The following is a 25,354-nucleotide window of genomic DNA, read 5'->3' on the forward strand; positions in this document are numbered from 1 at the left end:
CAGCCCGCCCGGCGCCGGGGCCCCCAGCCACACGCGCGGCCGCCACCCCGCCGCGGTGGGGGTGGGTGTCCCGGTGCTGGCGGCGGTGGCCGTCGACCGGGGGGATCTCACGAGGTCCCGGACGCGCTGCGGCGGCGGGCGACCTCGTCGAGCACGCCGCGCACCGCCAGCGCCGCGTCGTCCGCCCCGGACTCCTCGAAGATCGCGCGGGCCTCGTGCAGCACCGCCGTCGCCTGGTCGAAGGCGCCGAGATGGGCCAGTGCGTTGCCCTGGTTGGCCAGCGCGCGGGCGTGGCCGAGCGGATCGGTCTTCCGATCGCGGGCGACGATGACCTGCTGGTAGCGCGCCGCCGCCTCGATCAGGTTGTCCTTCTGGTGTGCCGACGGCGCGTAGACCAGGGCGTTGGCCAGGTTGAGCTGCGTGCTGGCCCACTGCTCGGGGTGGGTCTCCGGGGTGTACACGGCGAGCGCCGTGCGCAGCCCCTGGATCGCGACGCCGATCCGCAACTGGTCGGATGCCTGGCTCATCGGCATGGCCAGGTAGGCGGTAGCCAGGTTGACCTGCACCGCGGCGAACAGCTCCGGCGCGCTGTCCAGGCTGATCAGTCGGAGCGCGGCCAGGTAGTGCTCCACCGCGGTGCGCAGGGCCGCCGCGTCGTCGCGGGCCCGCTCCTGGTGGGCCGCGCCGAGGGCCAGACGCAGCTCGGCACGGGCGATCACGAGGTCGGTGGCGTCGAGGGCGGCAAGCGCCGCGGTCAGGTCGGCGAGGACCTCGTCGGTCGGCCCCTCGACGTTGCGACGCAGGTCCGCCGCGGTCGACAACAGCTGCGCGGTCAGGCCCGGGGAGGCCCCCCACGCCGCGGCGACGGCCCGGCCCAGTGCCCCCGCCGCATGGCCGGTCCGCCCGGCGGCCATGGCGTGGGCGGCGTGCGCTGAGTGCACCAGCGCCGCGATCTCGCCGGTCTCCCCGGCCAACGGCGGGGGCTCGGCCAGATCGCCGAGGGCGAAGCGGACCACGTCGACGAGGATCCCGAGTTCGGCGCCCAGCGCCTGGCGAAGCCGCGCGGGGTCCTCGATCGGGGGGCCGCCCGGTCGCAGCACGAAGCGGTTGTACCGGTCGATCGGGTCGTCGCCGTCAATCTGGGTCGCAGCCCCGACGATGTCCCCGCGGTAGGCCAGCTCCAACGCGAGCAGCCGCGCCGGCCAGGCGTCCGGTCGGCGTCCGGCGGCGAGCGTGCGGCGCAGCTCGGCCGTGTCGTCGCCGCCCGGCACCAGCAGGAAGCCGGCGGGCAGCGGGAACACCCCGACCGGCTGCGGCCGGGCCCAGCGCGCGGCGGTGTCGCTCGTCTCGGTGTCGCTCGTCGAGGTGGCGGTCGTGGCGGTGTCGGTCGCGGCGTCGCGGTCAGTCACGTGGGTCTTCCTCGCTGTGCTTGTCGGACAGGTCGGCGAGGATCAGCTTCTGCATCCGTTCCATCGCGCGGCGCACGGCCGGGGTGAGGTCGGCACCGGGCTCCAGACCGCCGGCCTCGACGAGGTAGACGGTGACGTCGGTCGGGTAGTCGTCGCCGAGCAGCCAGCGGCCGAAGGCGAGCGCCTGGTCCCAGCGCACGGCGTGCGGGTGTGGCAGGTGCAGGGGAAGATCCGCGAGTTCCGCGGCCGGCACCCGGTAGACGGTGCCCGGCGCGGCGCCGGTGCGGGCGGCGTCGACGATGACGACCCGGCGCGCGCCGCGCATCGCGAAGGCCGTGTCCATCCCGGCCGTGCCGCCGTCGACCAGGCGCACCCCGGCCGGCACGCCCGCCTCGGCAAGGCGGCGGATCAGGATCGGTCCCACCCCGTCGTCGCCGCGCAGCAGGTTCCCGCAGCCGATCACCGCCGTGTCGCAGCGCGGCGGTTCGAACCCGGGCGGATCGACCTGCACCCGGGGGCTGGCGGGCACCGCCCGTCCGGTGGGCTCCGTCCGTCCGGTGGGCACCGCCCGTCCGGTGGTCAAAGGTCCCCGTTGATGACGAACCTGCTCAGCTCCTTGCCGGTCCGCCCGTCGTAGGCGTGAACGGTGCAGACCAGGCAGGAGTCGAAACTGCGGGCCACGTGGCCGAGCTCGACCGGGTCGGCCGGGTCGGCGACCGGCGTGCCGACCAGCGCGGCCTCGATCGGGCCGGGCGTGCCGGCACCGTCGCGGGGCCCGATGTTCCAGGCCGTCGGCGTGACCACCTGGTAGTTCGCGATCTTGCCGTTTTCCAGGACGATCCAGTCGGACAGCGAGCCGCGGGCCGCCTCCGTCGAGCCGAAGCCGCGCCCGTCGGCGCGCTGCACCGGCGTGGCGTGGAACGGCTCGTGCAGGTCGATCTGGTCCAGCCAGCCACGCACCCACTGGTAGTACTTGGCGGCCTCGTGCATCCGGGCGAGCAGGCGCACCAGCACCGACGGGCCGATCGCGTCGAGGATGTCCCCGAACAGCGGGTCATCGTCCTGGTGGGCGGCCGCGCCCGGGGCGGCGGCGGCGACCCGGCGGGCCAGCGGGCCGGCCTCCAGCGGTACGTACCCGAGGTTCGGCACGTCGTAGCGGGGGGACTTCGCCCAGCTGTACTTGCCCTGCTCGCGGCCGCGGACCGGGTCGATCGGATTGGTCTCCCCGTCGAACGGGTGGCGCGCCGAGCTGCCCGCGTAGAACGAATGGGTGACGTCCTCGCGCACCCGGGCCTGGTCGAACGCGGTGTAGGCGCCGCCGGCGTACACCCCGGAGCGGCCGATGAGCGCCGCGTTGCGACCCTCGATCGTCGGCCGCCCGTACAGGTCGGGGGCGAAGTACGTGCCGGTCGCCAGGTAGTTGCCGATGCCCTGGCCGTAGCCGTCGAGGCCGATGTCGAGGCAGTAGCGCAGAAAGAAGCCGCAGTCGCTGTCGTGCTGGGCCTCGTTCTCGTACACCCAGGCAAGCACGTCCGCCCAGGTGCGGTTGGCCAGCCAGCGCTCCACCGAGCAGCCCAGCCACTGCTTCTCGAGCCACTCGGTCTTCCAGTGCTCCAGGATCGCGATGGAGCGGGTCACATCCGCGAGCGTCGGGGCGCACATCACCCCGCCCGGCACCATGAAACTGGAATGCGGCCACTGTCCGCCGAAGATCGCGTACACCTCGATCGGCTTGGCCGACAGCACCACCCCCGGGCCGTAGCTGGACCCGGTGAACGGGGTGAACCGGCGCACCGCCTCCGGGTGAAGCTGGGAGGAGGCGTACCTGGGGTTGGTCAGGTCGATGGCGAACAGCGCATAGAAGCACCGCGGGATGCTCTGCAGCGTCTCGCACGCCTGCGCGATGTTGCGGATCAGCGTCGCGTTCGGCGGCAGCTCGGTCTGCCACGCCACGTCGAGGGCGTACGCCGCCTTGTACAGATGGCTGCCGCCGCAGATCCCGCAGATCCGCGGGGTCACGATGAGGCCGGCCTGCGGGTCCTTGCCGCGCAGGATGATCTCGAAGCCGCGGAACATCGCCGCCTCGGTCCAGGCGGAGGCCACCACCCCGTCGTCGATCGTGACCCGGACGTCGAGGTCACCCTCGACGCGCCCCATCGGGCTGACGTTGAGATCGACGGTCGTCATCGGAACTCTCTTCTTTCCTGTGCGGTTCCTCGCGCCGCTCCCGGGCGGGACGCGCGCCCTGCCGGCGGGGTCAGACGACGAACATGTCCTTCTTCGACCATTCCGGGGCGGCCAGCCGGGCGGTCGCCGCCTGGGCCAGGTAGGTGAGGTGGCCGCTGCCCTCGGGGACCTCCCGCGGGATGACGCCGGCGACCTTCTGGGTCGCGAAGACCGTGCCCGGGGCGAGATCGAAGAACGGGAACTCCGGCTCGGTGCAGCCGATGCACGGCATCCCGACCCGGGTCTTCGACGACTGCCGGTTCCACAGGATCCGGTTGCACGGGGAGTGCGTCATCGGCCCGCGGCAGCCGAACTCGTAGAACAGGCAACCCTGCCGCGTCCCGTCGCCGAAGGTCAGCGTCGACTGCTTGTACTCGAAGTACTGGTTACGGGTGCAGCCGGTGTGCGTGAACGAGGTGAAGAACGTCTGCGGCCGGTGCAGCTCGTCGAGGGCGATGTCGGCGGCGCGGCCGGTGGCCAGCGCCACCAGGATCTGCGTGATCCAGTCCGGATGGGCCGGGCAGCCCGGCACGTTGATGACGGGCAGCCCGGCCCGCGAGCGGAAGTCCGGGCCGAGGAAGCCACCCGGGGCGCGCTTGTGGAACTGCAGCCCGGTGGAGTCGGTCGGGTTCGGCGCCGTCGCCGGGACCCCACCCCAGCAGGCGCAGTCCCCGATCGCCACGACCACCTGCGCCTGTCCGGCGAGGTCGCGCACCCAGTCCTGCATCGGCCGGTCGGCGAACACGTCGAAACGGCCGCTACCGTCCGGGCCGCGGATCACCGAACCCTCGAAGACGAAGATGTCGACCGGCCGCTCGCCCCGGGCGCAGTTCCAGAACAGCTCCCGCGCCTGCCCACCGGTGGCCAGGCCCAGCGAGGGATGCCAGAGCAGGTCCAGGCCGAAGTCGGTGATCAGGTCGATGACGGTGGGTTCCTCGGCGTTCAGGAACGACATCGTGTTGCCGCTGCACGCCCCACCCTGAAACCAGAGCACGGATGACATCGGTGGTCCCTTCGTCAGATGGCCGGCAGCCGGTGGGGCGGCAGTCGCGACCGGTCGCCGCGCGCCTCGCGTCGCGTGGCTCAGGCCGCACGAGGATCGCCGGCACAGCGACGCTACGTGCCCGGGAAGGGGACGCCGATGCGTCGTGTGCGGAGGCTGCCACCAATGCGTGGTGGCGTTTGCCGCTGCGTGCGCGGCAGGACCACAGTGAGCCCGGCTGGACGGTCAGTGAGCCCGGCGGACGTCAGGAGGGCGGGACGATGCACGAACTGTCGATCTGCCGTTCCGTCGCGGACATCGTCGCCCGGCACGCGGCCGGCCGGCGGGTGACCCGGGTGCATCTGCGGGTGGGGGCACTGCGGCAGGTGGTGCCGGCCACGCTCGTCTACTGCTGGGAGCTGGCGCACGACGGCGAGCCCGGGACCGCGGTACTGGCCGGGTCGGTGCTGGTCGTCGAGGCCGTCCCGGCCGGGGTGCGCTGCCGGCGGTGCGGCGCGCACAGCGAGCTGGCCGTGCCGATCCTACGATGCGCCGGCTGTGGCACCACCGACGTCGTTCTGGTCAGCGGCGAGGAGTTTCTCGTCACCTCCTTCGAGGTGGCGACCGACGCCGTGGAGGCGTGACGAACCATGGGTCGATTCCATCCACACCCGACCAGCCAGCCACACCCGACCAGCCAGCCACATCCGGCCAGCCAGCCACATCCGGCCAGCCAGCCACATCCGGCCAGCCAGCCACATCCGGCCAGCCAGTCACACCCAGGCAGCCGTCCGCATGACCATCCGCATGACCATCCGCATGAGGACGGTCATGCGCGGCCCGGTTCGGTGGGCGACCATTCCGGCTACCGCACCGGCGCGGAACGGGTCGAGGTGCTGGAGCGGATTCTCGGCGAGAACGAGCGGGTCGCGCGGGCCAACCGGGCGGCCTTCGACGCGGCCGGCGTCACCGTGGTGAACCTGATGTCCGCGCCCGGCGCAGGAAAGACGACCCTGCTCGCCGAGACGCTGCGCCGCCTCGCGCCGCACCGGCGGATCGGCGTCATCGAAGGGGACATCGAGACCAGCCTGGACGCCGACCGTCTCGCCGGGTTCGGTGCGTCGATCGCCCTGGTCAACACCGGCAACGGCTTCGGCGGGGAATGCCACCTGGATGCTCCGATGATCGCCTCCGCGCTGCCCCGGCTGCCGCTCGCCGAACTCGATCTCGTCATCATCGAGAACGTCGGCAATCTGGTGTGCCCCGCCGAGTTCGCCGTCGGAGAGGACCGGCGCGCCATGGTGTTCGCCGTGACCGAGGGCGAGGAGAAACCGCTCAAGTATCCGGTGATGTTCCGCTCGGCCGATCTCGTGCTCGTCAACAAGACGGATCTGCTTCCTCATCTCGACTTCGACACCGAGGCGTTCCGGCGCAACCTCGACGCCGTCCATCCGGGGGTGGACGTGCTTGCCATCAGCGCCCGCACCGGAATGGGCGTCAATGCCTGGTGTGACTGGCTGGCAGACCCGCTCGGAGCACCTGGTGCGGCCCCGACCCGGTGACCGGCAGTACCCTGATTTGATTGACATTTCGGCGTCGGCAGGAAATTCGCTGGTCCGTCTCCAGAAAGTCGGCGACCCGGCGATGATCGAACATTGGATCGGGGGACGGTCGGCGCGTCGCGTCCGGTTATTGCGATCGATCCGGTAGAAAGGCTGTGATCGGGATTGCGGAACGCGGAAAGGTCGACACATGCGCCCATCCAGCGGAAATCGCAGGCATCCACGTTACGCGGTCAAACGCCGGCTATTGGCCGCCGTCGCGGTGGCGGCCACCTTCGGCTTCCTCACCACGGGCGCCGGCTGCCCACCGCCTGGACACCCCTGCCACCCCTACCCCCCGTCGTCGGCGATCTGCTGATCCCCGTCGGAGCGGGAAGCGACCGAAGCGGTCCCGCAACTCCCTTCCGTCGTCGTCGCCGTCGCACCGCCGGTCCGGCCGCCGCCGAAGGTCGCCTTCCCCGCCGTGTTTCGGCCCCGCGGGGCGTGGCTGACCTGGTCATCTGGGCGGAGGCGCTGGCAGCGGCCCGACGGGCGGGATCGGCCGCCGGCGATCCGTGCCAAAGGGGCCCGCATTGCGCGGGGCCCGGATCGCCGTCTGAGATGCTGTCCGGGTGGATTCGGGGGGACAGGCCTACGACATCTTCGTCTCCAACCTGCCGCAGGACGTCGAGTGGGCCGCGTGGATCGCCTGGCAGCTCGAGGACGTAGCCGGATACAGTGTTCTGCTGCCAGCGTGGGACAACGTGCCCGGATCCCGCTGGAGCGCCACGTTGGAGAGCGGCCTGCAGACGGCGTCCCATTTCCTCGCCGTCGTATCCCCGCATTACCTGAATTCACCGTTCGCCCAGACGGTGTGGCAGAAGGCGTGGGAGCTGGATCCCCGCGGGGAACGTCGACAGCTCATTCCGGTCCGAATTGAGCCCGGCCCGCTGCCCGGCTTGATGAACGGCATCGTCCCCTGCGACCTGTTCGGACTTCCGCCCGAGGTGGCGAAAGAGACGCTGCTGGCCGCGGTCCAGGCGGCGATGATCGGCCGGGCCCGGCCGACCGCCGAGCCGGTATTTCCGCAGGCTCGCTCATCCCAGCACCGCGCAGGGTCGGGTGAGCCGATCTTCCCAGGTGTACCGGACCCGGTCGACCCGGTCCTGGCGGCGGCGGCCAACGAACTCGCGGAAAAGATAGGCGCCCAGTGGAACGAGGAATTCCGCCGCCGCCGCCTCAACGAGACACTGCTGCCGGTGCGCTGGGCGCCGGCGGATCCCGACCTCGTGACCGACTGGCCGACCCTGGTCGGTCTCGCCACGTCCGACAGCGCCGGTTGGCCGCAGCCGTCACCCGACCAGTGGGCCTCGCATCCCGGCGGGCTCGCGGGCGATGGCAGCGACCTCGCCGATGTCCTCGACCGCATCCCGACGGGCCGGCTGCTCATCCTCGGTGAACCCGGTGCCGGCAAGTCGGTGCTCCTGGTGCGTCTGGTACTCGATCTGCTCCGCCGCCGCCGGCGATCGGGGCCGGTTCCGGTGCTGCTGTCGCTGTCGTCATGGAATCCGGCCCGCCCGGGCGGCGAGCGCCCGCGGGTGGGGGAGAGCTTCGACGACTGGGTGCAGGCCCGCCTGCGCGAATACGGCCTGGGGACGATGCCGGCCGGCCGGTCCGGCCCGGACCCGGCCCGCCGACTGCTCGACGAGGGGCTCGTGACCCTCCTGCTCGACGGGCTGGACGAGATCCCCGGCGACGCACGCGGCGTGGTCCTGGGGCAGATCAACGATGGGCTGCGCAACGGCCTGCGGATGGTGGTGACCGCCCGCGTCCAGCAGTACCGAGAGGCGGTCCGGCTCTCGGCAGGTATCGAGATCCGGCTGACCGGCACCGCCGGAATCGAACTGTGTCCGCTGGAACCGGGAGCCGTCGCCCGTTACCTGCGGGCCACCGCGGCCGGCCCGGAGACCCGACGGCGATGGGAGCCGGTCCTGCGGGCTATCAGCCCACCGGACGCCGAACTCGTCGATGTCCGCGCGGCCGATCCCGCCGTCGATCCGGCCGCCGATCCCGCCCCCGATCTCCTCGCCGACCCGGGCGGCCCGGCCGACCCGGGCCACGAAGCGGACTCGGCTGGCGGAAGGGTTGCCGCCACCCTGCGGGGGGCCCTGTCGACCCCGCTGATGACCGCGCTGGCCCGGGCGGTCTACAGCCCACGGCCTGGCGAGCACAGCGGTGCGCCGCCGAACCCGCAGGACCTGCTTGCCCTCGGCCGGACCGGCGATCCGACCGCGGTCGGACGGCACCTGCTGGACCGGTTCATCCCGGCCGCCTATCGCAACTCGCCCCGCTGGCTGGCGGCGGACGCCGAGCACTGGCTGACCTTCCTCGCCCGCCACCTCGAGCACACCCGTGGTGGTAGCCCCGATCTCGCCTGGTGGGAGCTTCCGCAGGCCGTGCCGGCGCGGCACCGGTACTGGTACGGGTGCCTCGGTGGCCTGGCGATCTGGGTCGTCCTGATGCTGGGCTTACTCGTGACAACCGTGGCGGCGCAGCTTGTCCGGCTGTGGCCGGGAGTCAGCGGCCCGCACCTGGGTCGCCTGGTTCTCCTGGCCTGGCCACTCGGCCCAGTGTGGGCCGGTCTGCTGGTCTGGTGCGTGTTGGTGTCGGGGATCGCGTTCAGTTCCGTCGGCGGGGTGCGCCGCTGGGGCGTCAGGCCGCCCGCGCGGGCGGTGCGGTTCCGGCTCCGGCAAGCGAGTCCCCGGACCGTCGGCTACAGCGCACTGATCGCGTTCGCGGCGATCGTGGCGAAACTGGGCACGAGAACCGGGGCCTCGGCTTTCCTGGAGCGGTACGGCGTGGGGACCGCCGTCGCGCTCGGGGCCACGGCGGTCCTGCTCGCCTGCCTGACCGGCGTCCTGCTGACCACGACCGTGGCGCAGACGGCCGACCTCACGACGACCTCGGACCCGCGCCGGCTGATGGCCGACGACCGCCGGGTCTTCGCCACCATTCTCGCCATCGTGGGGCTGGGCACGTTCCTCGGCGTCGGCGCGTGCCTCAGTCTGATCCTGGCCGTCACGTCCACGATCTCGGTCGAAGCGGGTGTCGGAGTCGCGGCCTTCCTGGCTGCCCTGTTCGCGCTCCCCGTCGGATTGGCGGTGGCGATGGGGCGGACGGCCTGGGCTCCCTACACGGTCGTGCGGTGGCGCCTCGCGCGGCGGGGAGTCCTGCCCCGGCGGCTTGCGGCGTTTCTCGACGACGCGCACCTGCATCGAGAGGTGCTGCGCAGGGTCGGTGCGATCTACCAGTTCCGACACCTGGAGCTCCAGCGTCGGTTGGCCGGCGTCGCGGAGGATGTGACGACGGCCCGCTTCGCCGCGCAGGCCCGCGCGCAGGAGGAGGCGCGACTGGGTGACCTCGCCGCCATCATGCCGTTGCTCGCCGACCGCGGCGAGCCCAGTGATGGCGAGCCCAGTGATGGCGAGCCCACTGACGGGGACGTCTCGCCTGCCGGCAGGCCCTCCCTCGACGAGTTGGCCGGCGGCCTGCTGGCGGGACGCCGCGTGGGCCTGATCCTGCTCGGCGACGCGGAGTCAGGCCGCGCGACGGTTCTCGCCGGGCTGGCGAACGTTCTCCATGCCCGCCGTGAACCCGGCGGACCGGTGCCGATGCTGCTGCCTCTCACCTCCTGGCAGCCCGAGCGGATGTCCTTCCCGGCCTGGCTCGAACTCGAGCTCAAGCGTCGTCATCCGTGGCTGACGTCCTTTGTGGCCGAGGTCAGCCGGGCTCAGTCGCTCGTCGACGCCCGGCGAGTCCTGCCGGTCCTCGACGGTCTGGACGCGTTGCCACCGCGATGCCAGGGCGCCGCCATCGCCTCGATCCGACAGTGGCTGGGCGACACCCTTCCCCTGATCGTCGGTGTTGACGAGGAATGCCTCGCCGCCCTGGCGACGACCGGCGGGGTGGACGGGCCCACGGGTCTGGTGGGGCCGGCCGGTCTGGTGGGGCCGGCCGAAGGGTGGTGCCCGCCGCCCGGGGTTCGGGTGGTCACCGTGCACCGACCTGCTCTGGGCGCCGTTGCAGGCTTCCTGAGCGGGTCGTCGCCCGCAGGCCCGCCGGGGATGTGGGCGGCGATCGTCGCGGCGCTCGCCGAGGAGCCCGCATCGGCGGTGGCCGAGGCGCTGCGGGACCCCATCGCGATCGACCTCCTCCGATCGGGCTACCAGCCGCGCCACGAGGATCCGCCGCCCGAGCCGCCTGAGGGGCCGCTCGAACCGCCTGAGGGGTCGCCGGAGCCGATCGAGCTGCTCGATCGGGATCGCCTCCCCTCGTCGGAGGCGGTGCTGGATCGGCTGGCGAGCCGGTTCCTGTGGTCGACCTGCCGCGGAGGCGACGGCGAGCCCGACCCGCCCGGCCATGCCGGGGATGATCCGGCCCAGACTCGTCTCCACGCGCTGCGGTTCCTGGCCGAGCGCCTGGCCACCGACCGGTGCGCCAGCCTGGGCTGGTGGGATCTCCACCGGGCCGTGCCGCGGGCGGTCCGGGCGCTACCCCTGCTCGCCTTCGGTGGCTTTCTCGGGATCGCCGCCTCGACTCTGGCCGGGGTCACAGCCGGCCTGTTGATGGGCCTCGCCTGCGGCCTGGCGCTGGTGGAGTGGCTGCGGCGCCGGGACGCAGCCGGGACCGGCTTCCAGGTTCCCAAGCTGGTGACGTTCTGGTCGCCGCGGCGGTCTCCTCCGCGCGGGCTGCGACGCCGGTCGCCGGCCGGCCGGCCGGCGACCAGAATCGTGGGCGATGATCCGCGGACCTCGCTGCGTCAGGACCGGCGCTTTACGCTTTACGTCGTCCTGCCCGCCGGGGCCATCCTGACCGGATGGGGTGGCGGCGCCGCCCTCCTGTTCACCTCCATCCATGCCTCGATGGCGGTCCTGCTGGTCGGCTTGGCCGGTGGCGGAATCGCGGCGGCGCTGGACACCCCCTGGGGCCAGTTCGTACTCGCGCGCTACTGGCTCGCCTGGCGCCACGCGTTACCGGTCGACATTCTCGGCTTCCTTGAAGATGCCTGCGATCGGGGAGTACTGATGCAGACTGGCGGCGTATGGGAGTTCCGCCATCCCATCGTCGCGGCCTATCTGGCGCGTGCGCCGAAGGACTGAACCGCACCCGAGGCGCGGTGCAGGTCGGAGCTTGTCCGCGGTGCAGCGCATCGCACCGCATCGCACCGCACTGCACTGCACCGCGGCGCTCGGGCGGTCAGTCAGAAATCATGTCTCTCGGAATCCGGCGTGGCGGTGGCAGCCTCACCGCTGGTCACGGCGGCCGGTGCGCCGGTGAGCTCAGGCCGGCCCGGCAGATGCGGTCTCGGCCCGGCCCAGGTGCCTCGCAACACGGCCACGGCGTGGTCGTAGGCATCGTGGGTGGGCAACAGCCGGCGGATGTTCAGGGGCAGCAGGTCCTCGCGATTCGTCCGGCCGCACCGGGGACAGGTCTGCTGGTTCAACGGGAGCAGCACGCCGCAGCCGCCCTCCTCCGCCCCGCAGCGTCGCCAGTCCCGGCCGACCTCGATGTGTCCGACCGGCTGCCAGCGGCGCGAAGCCGCGGCGGGTCCGATCGTGGTGGGCCCGATCGTGGTGGTCGCGCCGGTTTCCGCCAGGGCGGACGCCCCCGGGCGGAACCTCCGTGCGCTCCTCCTCGCGGTCCATCGCGATGACAAGGCGCAGCGCCTCCCTAATTGTCCGGGTACTACCTATCTTGCGGTGGTTCCCTGGCCTCTCCGAGGGAATCGCCTGGAGACGCTGGAGGCAAGCGAATGGCACTTTCGGGTGATGCGCAGCCGCAGCGCGCCCGGACAGTCCGGCTCGTCCGCCGAAACCCGGCAACCCCTGTGATCTGCGCGATCTCGGCCGCGGTCGCGTAGACGGGGCGCGCGTCGCCGTTGAGGCCGCCGACGGCTTGCGCTTTCGGCTAACCCCGATGCCGCGCCGGGGCGGGCGCTCGTCAGGCGGCGGTTCGGATGCTCGCCGCACCGGAATCCTCGGCGATCAGCAGTGGAAAGTCGATCCCCCGGGCGTGCCGTCCCTGTGGTCGGCGCCCGGAGATACCGCGGCGGTCGTGGCGATGACCTTGCGGTTGACGGAAGAGGAGACCGAGGCGCTCCGGCGCCGTGCGGACGAGGTGCCAGACCGCCTCGGTGCATGACCTCTCTGACGCTGTCCGATCTGACGCTGTCCGACCTGCCACGCCACCAGTCACGCGCTCGTCGTCGGAAACAAGCGTCTCGCTCTCGCCGAACTCCTTGCGCGCCATGGCGTGAACGGAGGTCGTCTGGCCTTGACCAGTGACGTAACCGAGACTCGCCGATCCGGGCAGCTATTGCCGCGCTGATCGGGAGTCCGCGCGGACGGATCTCCAGAATGACGCAGACGACAGACGGCCACGGTCTCTGACGCGGAGGTCTCCAGGTCTTCTCTGGCACAATGGAAGAACAATGGAGAGAAAAGTTCGAGCTCCGGATTGGAGTCGAGGGGCTGCTCGACCGTATCCCCTCGACGCTCTGGGCCCCGAGGCCAGGGACAGACTTCGCTTTCCATACGATCTGGTCTTGAGTGCGTCCGCCTGCGTCCTCAGCGGAAGGCGTCGGCGTAGGGGTATGCCGGAGGGGTCCGGCGATCTTGTGGAGGGGTCGTGGGGGGAAGGGCGGCACCGTCCGCGCCGGACGATCATTACCATCACCTGGACGCGTTACGCGGCATTTTTATGCTGGGCGGCGTCTTCGTGCACGCCTCGACGCTCGGTGACGATCCGGTCTTCCACGGGATCGCCTATGCCTCCGGTCTCTTCCGGATGGCGGACTTCTTCCTTATCTCCGGATTCCTCTCCGCGATGCTCGTCCGGAAGTACGGACCCGCGCGCACCGTGCGCCGCAGGCTTGCCAGCGTGGGAATTCCCTGCGTGTGCACCCTGGTCCTGTTCAACCCCACCGCACTGTGGCTGAGCTACAACTTCCACAACCCGGACATCTCATTCCTGGACTTCCTGCAGGGACATACCGTCCCCGACCCGGCGGGGGAGCTGCGCTGGCTTCTGCAGCTGTGGTTTCTGGTGGCGCTGCTCGTCTACGCGCTGTGCACCCCGGCGGCCGTCACCGTGCTGTCCCGTGTCGTGGCCAGCCCCGTCTACCGGCGGGCAACCACCAGTCGTCCACGCATCATGGCCGCGATCATCACGTCGGTCATGGTGGGCACCATCCTCATCCGTGGGGGGTACCGGGCCGCCGTCGTGCCGGCAATCGGTTCCGATCCCCTCGATCTCCCGGTCGAGGAGACGCTGGACTTCCTGCCGTTCTTCCTTCTCGGTGTGCTTCTCTACCTGGATCGGCGGCGACTCCTGCCGGCCTTCCAGCGGCCCGCGCCGATCCTGCTCGCCGCGGCCGGCGTCCTGCTGCTGGCGTCCACCCGGGGCTGGGCGGGCGGGCTGGCCTCGTCCACCGGCCTGGTACTCAGCCGGACCCTGTTCACCGTCGCGATCACCGTCAACCTGTTCGCCGTGGCGAGCCGGCTCGTTCCCGGCCCCCGGCCGGCCGTCCGCTACCTTTCCGATGCCTCCTACACGGTCTACCTCTTCCACTACTTCTGGATCTACGTCATCGCCACGCTTCTGTCGTTCGACCCGAGCCTGCGCTGGTCGCAGATGCTCCTGGTCACGGCCCTCACCTTCGGCGTGACCTTCGCCATCCACCATTTCGTCATCCTGCGGTCGCCCTTCCTCCGCAAGATCTTCAACGGAAAGTTCCCAGCCGGTGGGCGCCAGGTCGACCGCCGGCCCGCCGCGGCGACCGCGACCAGGATTGAGACCGTGACGGCCGCCGGACCGGAGTCCGAGCGCACCCAGCCGCTGCGCTGGCTTCCCCCGACCGGCCACCTGGACCCGGAACGGACCCAGCAGCTCCACTGGATCCTCTAGACGAGCCAGGCCGCCGGTTCGACGCACTCCGCTCGAACAAGCGTGCGGCTTACTGTCGTAGCCGTTCCCGACGATCCCGATCCTCGGCGGTCAACCCGTCGCCCGTCGCACACCTCTTACCCGTGGGCTACCCAACCCCCACCACCCACCCCGGCGATCAGGCTCCGGATCAACCCGACCCGACACATTAAAGATCAGCAACTCCCGGAGATCGTTGGAGGGCCGGCGATGAGCGATGCGTTCGCGGGGCGCGGCATGGGTCCGACCCGACCCGGGGCTGGCTGATACATAGCGCTCCAAGCTCACGTCGCCAGCGGCATACGCATCCGTGCAGCGTCGTCACCGCTGCGTTGTCCCCTGGTCGATCGAAAAGGTCGGGAATAGCGGGCCCGCGGTGGGCGTCTCAGTACAGGATTGAGGCTGTGAGCGCGGTGACGGTCCGCGCGGGCGACGACGGGAGCGGGTGCGATGGTGCGGACCGCGCAATCGGCGCGGTGCCCCGTCACCGAGGTCCTGGCCTCGTTCCAGGCCTACCGAGCGCTGCATGTCGATCTGGCACGGGTCAGCGCCGCGCTGTGTTCGCGCTGAGCGCGTCCGTCTTCCGTATCTGACCGCGCCGCCGCATCCGTGTCGTGGCGATCTGAGCGGCGGCGGGGCCCACGTCGAGCATGGCCGACCCGGGGTCACCCGCAACGGCAGGTCGGCGATCCGGCACCCAGAGCCTCGCTCGGCACCCGTCGACACCGGCCCGCGGTGCCGACATCGAACCGATGACCAAGGAGTCCAGGATGAGCGTGAAGATCTATTTCGAGGAGTACGGCAGCCCGACGGTGCTGGTGCAGGCCGAGGAGACGGTGGGGGAGCCGGGTGCGGGGGAGGTCCGGATCGTGAACCGGGCGATCTCGGTCAACCCGGTCGACTGGAAGGTCGTCGCCGGCTACCTGAAGGACTTTGTGCCACTGCAGTTGCCCGCCGTGCCGGGTAACGAAACGGCTGGCGTGGTCGACGCGGTCGGCCCGGGCGTGGACGGGTTCGCCGTCGGCGACGAGGTCATCTGGTCCGGTTTCACCGGTGGTTACCGCGCGCAGGCCAACGTGCCCGCGAAGTCGCTGATCGCGAAGCCGGCCGCCGTCGACTTCGAGCAGGCGGCGTCACTGCCCGTCGCGGCCGGGACCGCGTACTCCGCGGTGCACCAGATCGGTGTCCGGGAGGGCGACACCGTGCTCGTCCACGCCGCGGCCGGGGGAGTGGGGACGGCGACGGTGCAGATCGCCAAGGCGCTCGGCGCCCGCGTGATCGGCACGGCCTCCCCGGCCAACCACGACTACCTCCGCTCGATCGGCGCGGAGCCCGTCACCTACGGGGATGGTCTGGTGGATGCCGTGAAGGCCCTCGGAACGATCAACGCCTCGATCGACAATGTCGGCGGTGCGGCGTCCGTCGCGGCGACGGTGGCGCTTCTTCCCGACCTGTCCCGCGCGGTCACGGCCGTGGCCGACGAGCATGCCGCCGCCGCCGGGATCGCGGCGGTCGCCGCGACCGACGACAGGCTGGCCGCGGTCGTGAAGTTGGCCGAGCAGGGCGTGATTCGTTTCGAGATCCAGGATCGTTTCCCCCTCGCCGAGGCCACGAAGGCGTTCGAGCTCAGCCTCACCGGCCACGTCCGCGGGAAGATCATCCTTGTCCCCTGACCCAAAGCACTGACCTGGGCGGATCGCCGGATCGCCGGATCGCCGGATCGCCGGAACCAGGAGACACGGAGGCCGAGGGCCGGACACAGCCCTCGGCCTTCGGGCGATCCGCCAGCCGATGACCATGAAACGTAGCGCGCAGGCCCCGTCGTTCGGGACGGGGTTCGCGCATCAACAACAGGTCCGGCGCGTCGAACAGACGAGCCATTCTGACGGCTGTGGGAAGCCAGGTGGTGAAGCGGGCTACCGCTACCGGTTCTATCTGGATTCGGAGCAGTCCGCGCAGCTTGCCATGACGCCTGGTTGTGTTCGCTACGTGTACAACCGGGCGCTTGCCGAGCGGTCTCGGGCGTGGCGCGGCGAAGAACGTTCTGGTCGCAGGGCTGGCGGCGGCGGACCCGACGGATTCATCGATGCCGTGTTCGCTGACGGGCCCGTCGACGTCCCCGCCGGCGGGCTGCGGCCTAACCGGCAGACATGACGAGGGGATCAAAAAGGCGCAGCATGTGGGCCTGATCCCCGCGTGCGCCCGGCAGGGATCGAACCTGCGACCTGGTGCTTAGAAGGCACTCGCTCTATCCACTGAGCTACGGGCGCGTTGGTACTGGATGGGCCTACCGGGAAGCTGCACCCAGGGTAGCAAGCCCTGACCAGGTACTGGACCCGCGGGGACACGTCGCCGGCCATGAGCCGGGCGACCACGTGGGGGTGCGCGGGAACGACAGAGAAGCGGCCGCGCCCCGGCTCACTGGTCCGGTCGGGCTATGCCGGGGACGAGGTACCGGGGCGCGGGATGGTGCGGCGCGGGCCGCCGACGGTCAGGAGGCCAGCCGGGACAGGTCGGCGAACTCGTCATCGGTGAGTTCGACGCCGGCCGCGGCGATGTTCTCCTGCAGATGGGCCACCGACGACGTGCCCGGAATCGGCAGCATCACGGCGGAGCGGCGCAGCAGCCAGGACAGGGCGAGCTGGGCCGGGCTTGCGCTGTGGTGCTTGGCGGCGGCGTCGAGGACGCTGCCGGGCAGGGCGAGCCGGCCGGTGTCGACCGGGTTCCACGGAATGAAGCCGATGCTCTCGCGGTCGGCGTAGTCGAGGACGTCCTCGGCAGTCCGGTAGGCGAGGTTGTAGCGGTTCTGCACGCTGACGATCGGCACCAGGGCGCGGGCGTGGGCCAGTTCGGCGACGCTGACCTCGGACAGGCCGATGTGGCGGATCTTCCCCTCCTGCTGCAGCGCGTGCAGCTCACCGAGGGAGTCCTCGACGGGCGTGGCGGGGTCGATCCGGTGGAGCTGGTAGAGGTCGATCCGCTCCAGCCTCAGCCTGCGCAGCGACATCTCCACCTGCTGGCGCAGGTAGGCGGGGCGGGCGACGGGAGTCCACCGATTCGGACCCTGCCGGGTCAGGCCGCCCTTGGTCGCGATGACCAGACCCTCGGGGTAGGGATGGAGCGCCTCGGCAATCAGTTCCTCGCTGACGTGCGGGCCGTAGGAGTCGGCGGTGTCGATGAAGTCCACGCCGAGTTCCACCGCCCGCCGCAGCACGGCGCGGGCCTCGTCCGGATTGGCCGGGGGACCCCAGATGCCGGGGCCGGTGATGCGCATGGCGCCGAACCCGAGCCGGGTGACCGGCAGGTCGCCGCCGAGCAGGAAGGTGCCGCTGCCGGCGGCCGTGGGGGCGCCGTCAGGGCTGGTGGTCGAGCTGGCCGTGGTCGTCGACATCGCTGTCCTCCGGGTACGACGGTGCTGATGGGCAACCACGTCGGCGGGACGTGATGGCCGGCTTGGAGTGGGGCAGGTGAACGCCGGGCCGGCGCCGCATCGTCCGATCGGGTCACGGCCGGGCATCTCGCCGACCTACGGATCGGCAACCGGGCGCCCAGGGATGGTGTTCCCGCTCCGATCGTCCGTATTGCTCGCCTGGCCCGGTCGGGCCCCGGGCGGGCCCCGGCGAGTCCGGGGCGGATGGCCCGAAGCGGGGATGCGTCGGGTGTGGCGGGTTGTGGACGGACGCTCGTTATCCACAGCCGGATGGTCGGGACTTCCGGGGTTGCCCTCGGCGGCTCACAGTGGAACGACGCCGGCGCCACGTCGCGCCGGCCCCTTCCTCTCTGACCCGAGGAGCACGCCATGCTCGAGACGACCATCACCCTCGTCGGCAACCTCGTCGAGGACCCGGAGCACCGCACGACGACGAACGGTGCCTCGGTGTGCAGCTTCCGCCTGGCCTCCACGCCGCGCCGCTTCGACCGATCCGAGAATCGTTGGGTCGACGGCGCGACCCTGTTTCTTCGCGTGTCCTGCTGGCGGCAGCTCGCCGACAACGTCGCCGCGAGCCTCGTGCGCGGGGACCGGGCGCTGGTCTACGGCCGGTTGCGGCAGCGCTCGTTCGAGACCAGCGAGGGGGAGCGGCGCGTCAGCTACGAGATCGACGCCGACGCTGTCGGTACGGAGCTGACCTGGCACGCGGCGCGCTCCCAGCGGCTTGCCCGGCGGCCCGCAACGCCCGCAGCCGCACCGGTCGCCGGCAACGGCCTCAACCTGCCCGGCGGCGGCCCGCTGGTCGACCTGCGAGAGCCGGCCGAGGTCGGCTCGCCGCAGCCGACGCCCGTCGGGTCGGTCGCGGTCACCGGCGCGGGGGAGGAGCTGGTCCACGCCCTGACGAGGGACGTGCAGCCGATCGGGGTCGCCGCGATCGGACTGTCAGCGGCCGGCGTGGTGTCGGGGGCGTCGGCGCCGCTGGCCACGGCGCGGGCCGACGCGCTCGGCGGCGGGGGAGGGGGGACTACCCCCTTCTCGTCCGGTTCGGGAGTGGACGGGTCGCCTTGGCGCACGTACTCCGCCGCCACTGAGCAGCACTAATCACCTCATGCTCCATGATGACTGCAATGGGTAATGGTGAGGTGGACCTGCCGCCGGTGCCGCCGGCGGCGCTGGGTAGCGTGCCGGGGGTGAGCAGCCGGCATGAGAGCAGGCGGCGCACACCCGCGCCCGCCGAGTCGGACTCCGGTCCGGTGCTTCCGGCCGTCCCGACGCAGCGAGCAGGCCGGCGAGGGACCCCCACGGGCAGCGACGGCGGGCCGGGCGGGGACGCCCCCGGCCGGCGCCTGCGGGGGCACCTGGCCGCCGTTCCGGCGGCAGCACGGTACGTCGCGGTGCTCGCCGTGCTCAGCGCCGCCGCCGCCGTCGTGCTGCGGCACACCGTTTTTCCCCTGCTGTCGGTCAACAACGACGAGGGCATCTACCTGTTGCACGCCAGGACGCTGGCCGAGGGCAGGCTGTTCCCACCCGCGCCGCATCCCGCGCAGTCCTACCTGCCATGGCTAGGCACCGTCGTCGACGACCACTATGTCCTGAAGTACACGCCCTTCGTGCCCGCGATCTTCGCGGTCAGCCTGTTCGTTGCCGGCAGCATCGATCCGGCGCTCGCCGTCATCGCGGCGGCGGCGGTCGTCGTCACCTACCTGCTCGGCGTCGAACTGTCGGGCAGCCGCAGGGTCGCGGCGCTGGCCGCGACCCTGCTCGCCCTGTCACCGCTGGTGCTCCTGCAGAGCGCCATGGTGCTCAGCTATCTGCCGGTGCTGGTTCTGCTCCAGGCGACCGTGCTCGGGGTGTTGCGAGGCCGGCGGTCCCACCGTGCGCCGCCCGTGGTGGGGGCCGGGGTCGCGCTCGGCGTCGCCGCGGCGGTGCGGCCGTACGACGTCGTGCTGCTGCTGGCCCCCCTCGCGGTCTGGCTGCTGGTGACCTCCGCCGGGCGGCGCTGGTGGCTGCTGCGCTGGCTGCTGTGCGGCCTGGCCGCGCCGGCGGTGATCGTGCTGCTCACGAACGCGGCGGCGACCGGGGACCCGCTGCGCCTGCCGTTCGCGCTGCTCGAACCCGACGATCGCATCGGCTTCGGGTTGCGCAAGCTCTACCCGGCCGACGGGCGGCACGACTTCGGCCTCACCGACGGCCTGAGCTCCGTCGGAGACCATCTCTGGCTGCTCGGCGGCTGGGCCTTCGGTGGCGTCGTGCTGGCGGCGGCGGCGCTCGCCGCTGGAGCGCGGCGGCGGCTTTCCGCGCCCGCCGCGATGCTGGGCCTCGGCGGCCTGCTGTTCCTGATCGGGTACGTCGGCTTCTGGGGTGCGTGGAACGCCGCCGAGCTGTGGGGCGGAATCCGCTACGTCGGCCCCTTCTACATGGTCGCCGTGCTCATCCCGCTCGTGCACCTCGGCGCGACCGGATGTGCGTGGGGCGCGGCCGCTCTGGTCGGCCGTGGACGCCGCGTCGGGTTCACCCTGCTCGCCCCGGTCGTGGCGGCCGTGGTCGCCCTCACGATCGTGGTCCTTACCGGGGCGGTGCGCGACAACCTCGCACTGACCGGCAACGACCGGGATCTGCGCGCCATGCTCCGCCGGCTGCCGGACCGGCCGCTGGTGTTCGTCGCGGCCAACCCGGCGTTCCTCGGTCATCCCACCCCCGTGACGGCCAACGGCCCCGACCTCGACGACCCGGTGCTGTACGCGATCGTCCGCGGTGTCGACGACCTCACCGTGGTTGCGGACCATCCCGAGCGGCCGGCCTACCTGCTGCGCCTCGCCCCCGCATACGACCGCTCGCCCGGATCGCCCTCCACGGCGCGGGTCGAGCGACTCGCGGTCCGGGCCGGGGACCGGGTGGCGGCGACGGTCGCCGTCCCGGCCGGCGCCACACCGCCCCGGAGCCGGTCCGCTCGGCTCGTACTCGCCGCCGGCCGCGACCGGCTGTCCATCCCGGTCGACCCGCGAGCGGCGACGTCGCTGACGTTCACCGTCGACGACGACGGTCTCGACGTGAACGACCTGGCCTTCAACGGCCCTGCCCGCAACGGCCCTGCCCGCAACGACCCGGCCCGCAACGGTCCGGCCCGCAACGGTCCGGCCCGCAACGGTCCGGCCCGCGACGACGACACGGGGTCGGCCCGCTCGGGCGCGGTGCGCCGCCCCCCGGCCCGCCCGACGGCGACGGTGGTCCGCGGCGGCCGCGGCACCTCCGTCACCGTGACGCTGTACGCGACGGACCGCCAGGGGCACGAGCGCACCGTCGACCAGCAGATCCTCCCCGTCCGGCTGGCGGGCCGTGCTGTGCCGGGCCGCAGCGAGCCCGCGGTCACGGTGCTCGGGTCGGTGGGGCAGATCGACGAGGTCGGCGCGGGTGTCCGGCCGCCACTGCGGGTCACCCTCGCCGACGCCAGCGTCGTCCCGGACCCCAGGCCACAGACAGGCGAGGGGGCCAGGTGATCAGTCGACGCGGCGGATCGGCGGCGGTACGTACGCCCCGCCGAGCACGTCCTCGCCGGGGCTGTAGATCCGCAGCGTGGGACGGAAGTCACCGGTCGCCGCGGGCAGCCAGTTGGCCTGCTCGGCCTGGTCGGACGGTGGGTCGCTCTGGATGAGGACACGGACCGAGCCGTCCGGGCCCCGGCGCAGGTCGCGGGTTCGACTGCCCAGGGAGAACCGGTGCAGGGGATTGTCCACCAGGTAGTACTCGGGGGCGTCGTACATCGTCACCGACCATTCCGCCGCCGGGGGCGGCGGCGCCAGGTCGAGGGTGTAGCGGTGGGCGCCCGTCAGGCGGCGGCCCTCGACGTCCACCAGACAGGTCGCCTCGATGTTCTCGTAGCCGTGGGTCGCGCCGATCGGCTGGCGGGCCGCCATCGCCCGGGCCAGCCGCGCCTGGTCACGGTCGGTCATTCGCCAGGCCGCCTCGTCGCGTGTTCCCGGCCCCAGGCGGTCGAGGTTGAAGTCGAGGGCGTGCGGGGTGCTGGACCAGCCGTTGCTCAGTGCCCGCCCGGCGAGGGCGACGCGCTCGAGCCCGTCACGGCCAGCGCGCAGACCTCCGCGCAGCGACCAGGTGAGCGCCGGATCGGGATCGACGTACGGCGAGGGGTCGTCGAAGATCCCGAGCGGGGCGAAGCGGCGGGCGTAGTCGGCCTCGGCCGGCGGCGGGGGACAGGCCTGCAGCCAGATCCGCAGCTCCTCCCAGAACCGCAGGTCGTCGCAGACGCTCTTCGAATGCTCCGGCGGACCCTCCGCTCGGCGCGCGCCCGGGTCCAGGGGAGTGAGCCGCAGTTCGTCCTGGCGCCGGTGGACCGGGCGGGCATCGGCCGGGTCGTCGAGGCCGAAGCGGGCGATCACGGTCAGCAGCCGGGTCGGCGCCTCGACGCGGACCAGGTCAGGCGGCGTCGGCTGCGTCCAGCCGGGCGGCACGAGCACATACGACTCGCCGTGCCCGGCACCGGTCCGGCGTCCCGCATAGGCGAAGTTGTTGCGCCATGCGTCGACGAACAGCAGCAGGCTGTACCGGTCACCGCTGTCCGGCATGGACAGGACCAGCGGACCCGGGGCGAGGTCGACCTGCGCCACCGAGTGCAGCACGTCCGCGTTGACGCTGACGAAAGCCGAGCGTGGGCCCGGCAGGTCACGCATGCGGGCGAAGGCGTTGAACCCGGCGGGTGCGAGCAGCCCGATCCCCTCGCCCGCGAACCGTCCGCTCAGCCGGACGTTGCTCACCAGCGGATAGCCGAAGACGTACGCCTCGGCCGCCAGCCCGAATCGGTGGTCATCCGCCCGCATACCCTGCCGCCCGCCGCCTCTCGCTGTTTGGTGTCGGCTCCCGTACCCTCCGTGCCCGCGATCCGGTGGAGGTATCCCACCGAGGCCGTGAGAGCCGGCGCGGCCGGCGGGAACGGGCGGCGAATCGGTGGCGGGCGGTCACGCCACCGATCACCGCCGCGAGGGTGGTCGACGCGATGCCCTAGGGTTGACGACATGGCGCAGTACGTCTTCCAGTTGCGCAAAGCGCGCAAGGCCCACGGTGACAAGGTCATCCTCGATGATGTGACCCTGGCATTCCTGCCCGGAGCGAAGATCGGGGTGGTCGGTCCGAACGGGGCGGGGAAGTCGACCCTGCTCAAGATCATGGCTGGTCTCGACCACCCAAGTAACGGCGAGGCGATCCTGAGCCCCGGCTATTCCGTGGGCATGCTCGCCCAGGAGCCGACGCTCGACGAGACCAAGGACGTCCGCGGCAACGTCGAGGACGGGGTGCGCGAGATCCGCCGGGTGCTCGCCCGCTACGAGGAGATCAACGAGAAGATGACCGCGCCCGACGCGGACTTCGACTCGCTGCTCACCGAGCAGGCCGAGCTCATCGACAAGATCGAGGCCGGCAACGCCTGGGAGCTCGACAGCCAGCTCGATCAGGCGATGGACGCGCTGCGGCTGCCCCCGGGCGACGCCGACGTGTCGCTGCTGTCCGGCGGTGAGCGGCGCCGGGTCGCCCTGTGCAAGCTGCTGCTCGAAGCGCCCGACCTGCTGCTGCTCGACGAGCCGACCAACCACCTCGACGCGGAGAGCGTCGCCTGGCTCGAGCAGCACCTGGCCCGCTACGCCGGCGCCGTGCTCGCCGTCACCCACGACCGGTACTTCCTCGACAACGTCGCCGGCTGGATTCTCGAGCTCGACCGGGGCCGGGCCCACGCCTACGAGGGCAACTACACCACCTACCTGGAGGCCAAGGCGGGCCGGCTCAAGGTCGAGGGCCAGAAGGACGCCAAGCGGCGCCGGGTCCTCGCCCAGGAGCTCGAGTGGGTCCGCTCCAACCCGAAGGCCCGCCAGACCAAGAGCAAGTCACGCCTGTCCCGCTACGAGGAACTGGCCGCCGAGGCGGACCGGGCCCGCCCGCGCGACTTCGAGGACATCCAGATCCCGCCCGGCCCGCGGCTGGGTAACCAGGTCATCGAGGCCAAGGGGCTGGCCAAGGGGTTCGACGGCCGACCGCTGCTCGACGACCTGTCCTTCACCCTGCCGCGCGGCGGCATCGTCGGGGTGATCGGTCCCAACGGAGTCGGCAAGACCACGCTGTTCACGATGCTCACCGGGCAGGCGACCCCTGACGCGGGCAGCCTCATCATCGGTGACACCGTCGACATCGCCTACGTCGACCAGTCCCGGGCCGGCCTCGACCCGAAGAAGAACGTCTGGCAGGTCGTCTCCGACGGCCTCGACCACATCATCGTCGGCAAGGTCGACTTCCCGAGCCGGGCGTACGTGTCGTCGTTCGGATTCAAGGGCCCGGACCAGCAGAAGCCTGTCGGCGTGCTGTCCGGCGGCGAGCGCAACCGGCTCAACCTCGCCCTGACCCTCAAGCGCGGCGGCAACGTGCTGCTCCTCGACGAGCCCACCAACGACCTCGACGTGGAAACGCTGCGCTCGCTGGAGGAGGCGCTGCTGGAGTTCGCCGGCTGCGCCGTGGTCGTCTCCCACGATCGCTGGTTCCTCGACCGGGTCGCCACCCACATCCTTGCCTGGGAGGGCACCGACGAGGACCCGGCCCGCTGGTTCTGGTTCGAGGGCAACTTCGCCGACTACGAGGCCAACAAGATCGAGCGGCTCGGCCAGGAGGCCGCCCGCCCGCATCGCGTCACCTACCGCAAGCTGACGCGCGACTGACGCTGGAGCCGCCGCCCGTGCCGGAAACCAGCACGGGCGGCGGCGGCCGGCCGCCTTGGCTGCGAGCTCAGCCGGCGGCCCGGCCGGCTCAGCCGGCTCAGTCGGCGCGGTTCTGTAGCGAGTTCGCCGCCATCCGCAGGTAGTCCCAGAGCGTTTTGTACTGGTCGGGCGGCAGGTTCAGAGAGTCGACCGCCGCGCCCATCACGGCGAGCCAGGCGTCGCGCTGCGCCGGGCCGATCGCGAACGGCACGTGCCGCATCCGCAGCCGCGGGTGACCTCGCTGCTCCTGGTAGTCGCTCGGGCCGCCCCAGTACTGGATGAGGAACATCCGCAGGCGATCCTCCGCCCCGGCCAGATCCTCCTCCGGGTAGAGCGGCCGCAACACCGGATCGTTCGCCACCCCCTCGTAGAACCGCGCGACCAGCCTGCGGAACGTCGGTTCGCCGCCGACCGCATCGAAGAAGGTCGTCGTGGGCTGGGCCGGTGTGCGGGGCTGGCTCACGCCTCCATTGTGCGTCACATTGGCACGCATCCGGCCCGCCGATACGCTCTCAGTCCGCACGGGGCGCGACCCACGCCGTGGTGTCCGGTGGCAGCGTCAGCGTCGCGCCGTCGTAACCCACAGGTCCGCTCGCGAGCACCAGCCGGCCGCTCAGCTTGATCGTCACCTCGCGTCCCATCGCCGTCACGCACGTCATACGCGCCGCACCCACCGAGGTGGGCGCCCCCGGGGTCGCCCGTTCGGCCGTCGCCCGTTCGGCCGTCGCCGGGTCGGCGGTTCCCGGGTCGGCGGTTCCGGGTTCGGCGGTCGTCCGGTCGAAGGCGAGACAGTCCGCGGGTGCGTCGTCGCGCCAGTGCAGCTCGTCGCCGCGCAGGTGCGGCAGGGCCCGGCGCAGCGCGAGCGCCCCGCGGGTGAGCAGCCACGTCGACATCGGATCTTCGGCCTGGGCGAGCACCGCGAACCCGGCCCAGCCGGCCGGCTGCGGCAGCCACGGCTCGACGCCGCCTGCGGTGAACCCGTACGGCGGCGCGTCGCCGGACCAGGGCAGCGGCACCCGGGCGCCGTCCCGGCC

At 71.8% G+C, this 25,354-nt stretch carries 16 protein-coding genes, 1 tRNA gene and 2 pseudogenes; 9 read left to right on the forward strand and 10 right to left on the reverse strand.

All coding sequences use genetic code 11. From position 1 onward, the window contains the following. Window positions 1-107 precede the first annotated feature (107 nt). The 4 genes from ND748_RS06865 to ND748_RS06880 all read right to left on the reverse strand — a co-directional run bounded on the left by ND748_RS06865 (window position 108) and on the right by ND748_RS06880 (window position 4,638). Window positions 108-1,409, reverse strand: coding sequence for a hypothetical protein (locus tag ND748_RS06865; protein ID WP_251744824.1), 1,302 nt, complete (start codon window positions 1,407-1,409; stop codon window positions 108-110). Next, the gene (locus tag ND748_RS06870) at window positions 1,402-1,938 is read right to left on the reverse strand and encodes a hydrogenase maturation protease (RefSeq protein WP_251744825.1); all 537 of its coding nucleotides are present in this window, start codon (window positions 1,936-1,938) and stop codon (window positions 1,402-1,404) included. The genes ND748_RS06865 and ND748_RS06870 overlap by 8 nt, the downstream gene beginning before the upstream one ends. A gap of 50 nt (window positions 1,939-1,988) precedes the next feature. Beyond that, a complete protein-coding gene (locus ND748_RS06875) occupies window positions 1,989-3,596 on the reverse strand; it encodes a nickel-dependent hydrogenase large subunit (protein WP_251744826.1) in 1,608 nt (535 codons plus the stop codon). Window positions 3,597-3,666: 70 nt separating this feature from the next. After that, entirely contained in the window at window positions 3,667-4,638 is a 972-nt protein-coding gene (locus ND748_RS06880; RefSeq protein ID WP_251744827.1) for a hydrogenase small subunit, read from the reverse strand. A gap of 260 nt (window positions 4,639-4,898) precedes the next feature. Here ND748_RS06880 and ND748_RS06885 point away from each other — a divergent pair, with 260 nt between their 5' ends. The 3 genes from ND748_RS06885 to ND748_RS06895 all read left to right on the forward strand — a co-directional run bounded on the left by ND748_RS06885 (window position 4,899) and on the right by ND748_RS06895 (window position 11,317). Then, complete coding sequence (locus ND748_RS06885) at window positions 4,899-5,261, forward strand: hydrogenase maturation nickel metallochaperone HypA (RefSeq protein WP_251744828.1); 363 nt, start codon at window positions 4,899-4,901, stop codon at window positions 5,259-5,261. Between the two features lie 6 nt (window positions 5,262-5,267). Beyond that, a complete protein-coding gene (gene hypB / locus ND748_RS06890; RefSeq protein WP_374215863.1) occupies window positions 5,268-6,179 on the forward strand; it encodes a hydrogenase nickel incorporation protein HypB in 912 nt (303 codons plus the stop codon). A gap of 611 nt (window positions 6,180-6,790) precedes the next feature. Further along, window positions 6,791-11,317 carry a toll/interleukin-1 receptor domain-containing protein gene (locus ND748_RS06895; RefSeq protein ID WP_251744830.1) on the forward strand — a complete coding sequence of 1,509 codons (4,527 nt, stop codon included), beginning with the start codon at window positions 6,791-6,793 and terminating at the stop codon, window positions 11,315-11,317. Between the two features lie 101 nt (window positions 11,318-11,418). Here ND748_RS06895 and ND748_RS06900 read toward each other — a convergent pair whose 3' ends face one another. Then, window positions 11,419-11,673, reverse strand: coding sequence for a hypothetical protein (locus ND748_RS06900; protein WP_251744831.1), 255 nt, complete (start codon window positions 11,671-11,673; stop codon window positions 11,419-11,421). A gap of 1,172 nt (window positions 11,674-12,845) precedes the next feature. Here ND748_RS06900 and mdoC point away from each other — a divergent pair. From mdoC to ND748_RS34955, 3 genes and pseudogenes are all read left to right on the forward strand, one after another. Further along, entirely contained in the window at window positions 12,846-14,123 is a 1,278-nt protein-coding gene (gene mdoC, locus ND748_RS06905) for a glucans biosynthesis protein MdoC (protein WP_251744832.1), read from the forward strand. 788 nt (window positions 14,124-14,911) lie between these two features. After that, on the forward strand, window positions 14,912-15,814 hold the full coding sequence (locus ND748_RS06910) for an NADP-dependent oxidoreductase (protein ID WP_251744833.1): 903 nt from the start codon (window positions 14,912-14,914) through the stop codon (window positions 15,812-15,814). A 292-nt stretch (window positions 15,815-16,106) separates the two neighbouring features. Beyond that, window positions 16,107-16,184 (forward strand): annotated as a pseudogene (locus ND748_RS34955) (helix-turn-helix domain-containing protein); the annotation flags it as partial. A 154-nt stretch (window positions 16,185-16,338) separates the two neighbouring features. Here the strand turns inward: ND748_RS34955 and ND748_RS06920 are convergent. Beyond that, window positions 16,339-16,411, reverse strand: a tRNA-Arg gene (locus ND748_RS06920). A 221-nt stretch (window positions 16,412-16,632) separates the two neighbouring features. Continuing rightward, window positions 16,633-17,532: an aldo/keto reductase gene (locus ND748_RS06925; RefSeq protein WP_251744835.1), complete on the reverse strand. Its 900-nt coding sequence runs from the start codon at window positions 17,530-17,532 to the stop codon at window positions 16,633-16,635. A 408-nt stretch (window positions 17,533-17,940) separates the two neighbouring features. On the opposite strand from ND748_RS06925, the gene ND748_RS06930 reads away from it, so the two are divergent. Then, the gene (locus tag ND748_RS06930; RefSeq protein WP_251744836.1) at window positions 17,941-18,672 is read left to right on the forward strand and encodes a single-stranded DNA-binding protein; all 732 of its coding nucleotides are present in this window, start codon (window positions 17,941-17,943) and stop codon (window positions 18,670-18,672) included. A 26-nt stretch (window positions 18,673-18,698) separates the two neighbouring features. Further along, on the forward strand, window positions 18,699-21,068 hold the full coding sequence (locus ND748_RS06935; RefSeq protein ID WP_251744837.1) for a glycosyltransferase family 39 protein: 2,370 nt from the start codon (window positions 18,699-18,701) through the stop codon (window positions 21,066-21,068). Here the strand turns inward: ND748_RS06935 and ND748_RS06940 are convergent, their stop codons facing one another. Further along, window positions 21,069-22,403, reverse strand: a complete 1,335-nt coding sequence (locus ND748_RS06940; RefSeq protein ID WP_251744838.1) for a DUF1254 domain-containing protein — start codon at window positions 22,401-22,403, stop codon at window positions 21,069-21,071. It abuts the gene before it with no gap. Window positions 22,404-22,598: 195 nt separating this feature from the next. On the opposite strand from ND748_RS06940, the gene ettA reads away from it, so the two are divergent. Beyond that, window positions 22,599-24,281 (forward strand): energy-dependent translational throttle protein EttA, encoded by a 1,683-nt coding sequence (ettA, locus tag ND748_RS06945; protein WP_251744839.1) that lies wholly within the window; start codon window positions 22,599-22,601, stop codon window positions 24,279-24,281. Window positions 24,282-24,378: 97 nt separating this feature from the next. On the opposite strand, the gene ND748_RS06950 is transcribed toward ettA, so the two are convergent. After that, window positions 24,379-24,813: a globin gene (locus ND748_RS06950; RefSeq protein WP_251744840.1), complete on the reverse strand. Its 435-nt coding sequence runs from the start codon at window positions 24,811-24,813 to the stop codon at window positions 24,379-24,381. A gap of 19 nt (window positions 24,814-24,832) precedes the next feature. After that, a pseudogene (locus tag ND748_RS06955) lies at window positions 24,833-25,354 on the reverse strand (alpha-amylase); the annotation flags it as partial.

This window comes from Frankia sp. AiPs1, from assembly GCF_023716945.1.
Lineage (GTDB): Bacteria > Actinomycetota > Actinomycetes > Frankiales > Frankiaceae > Frankia.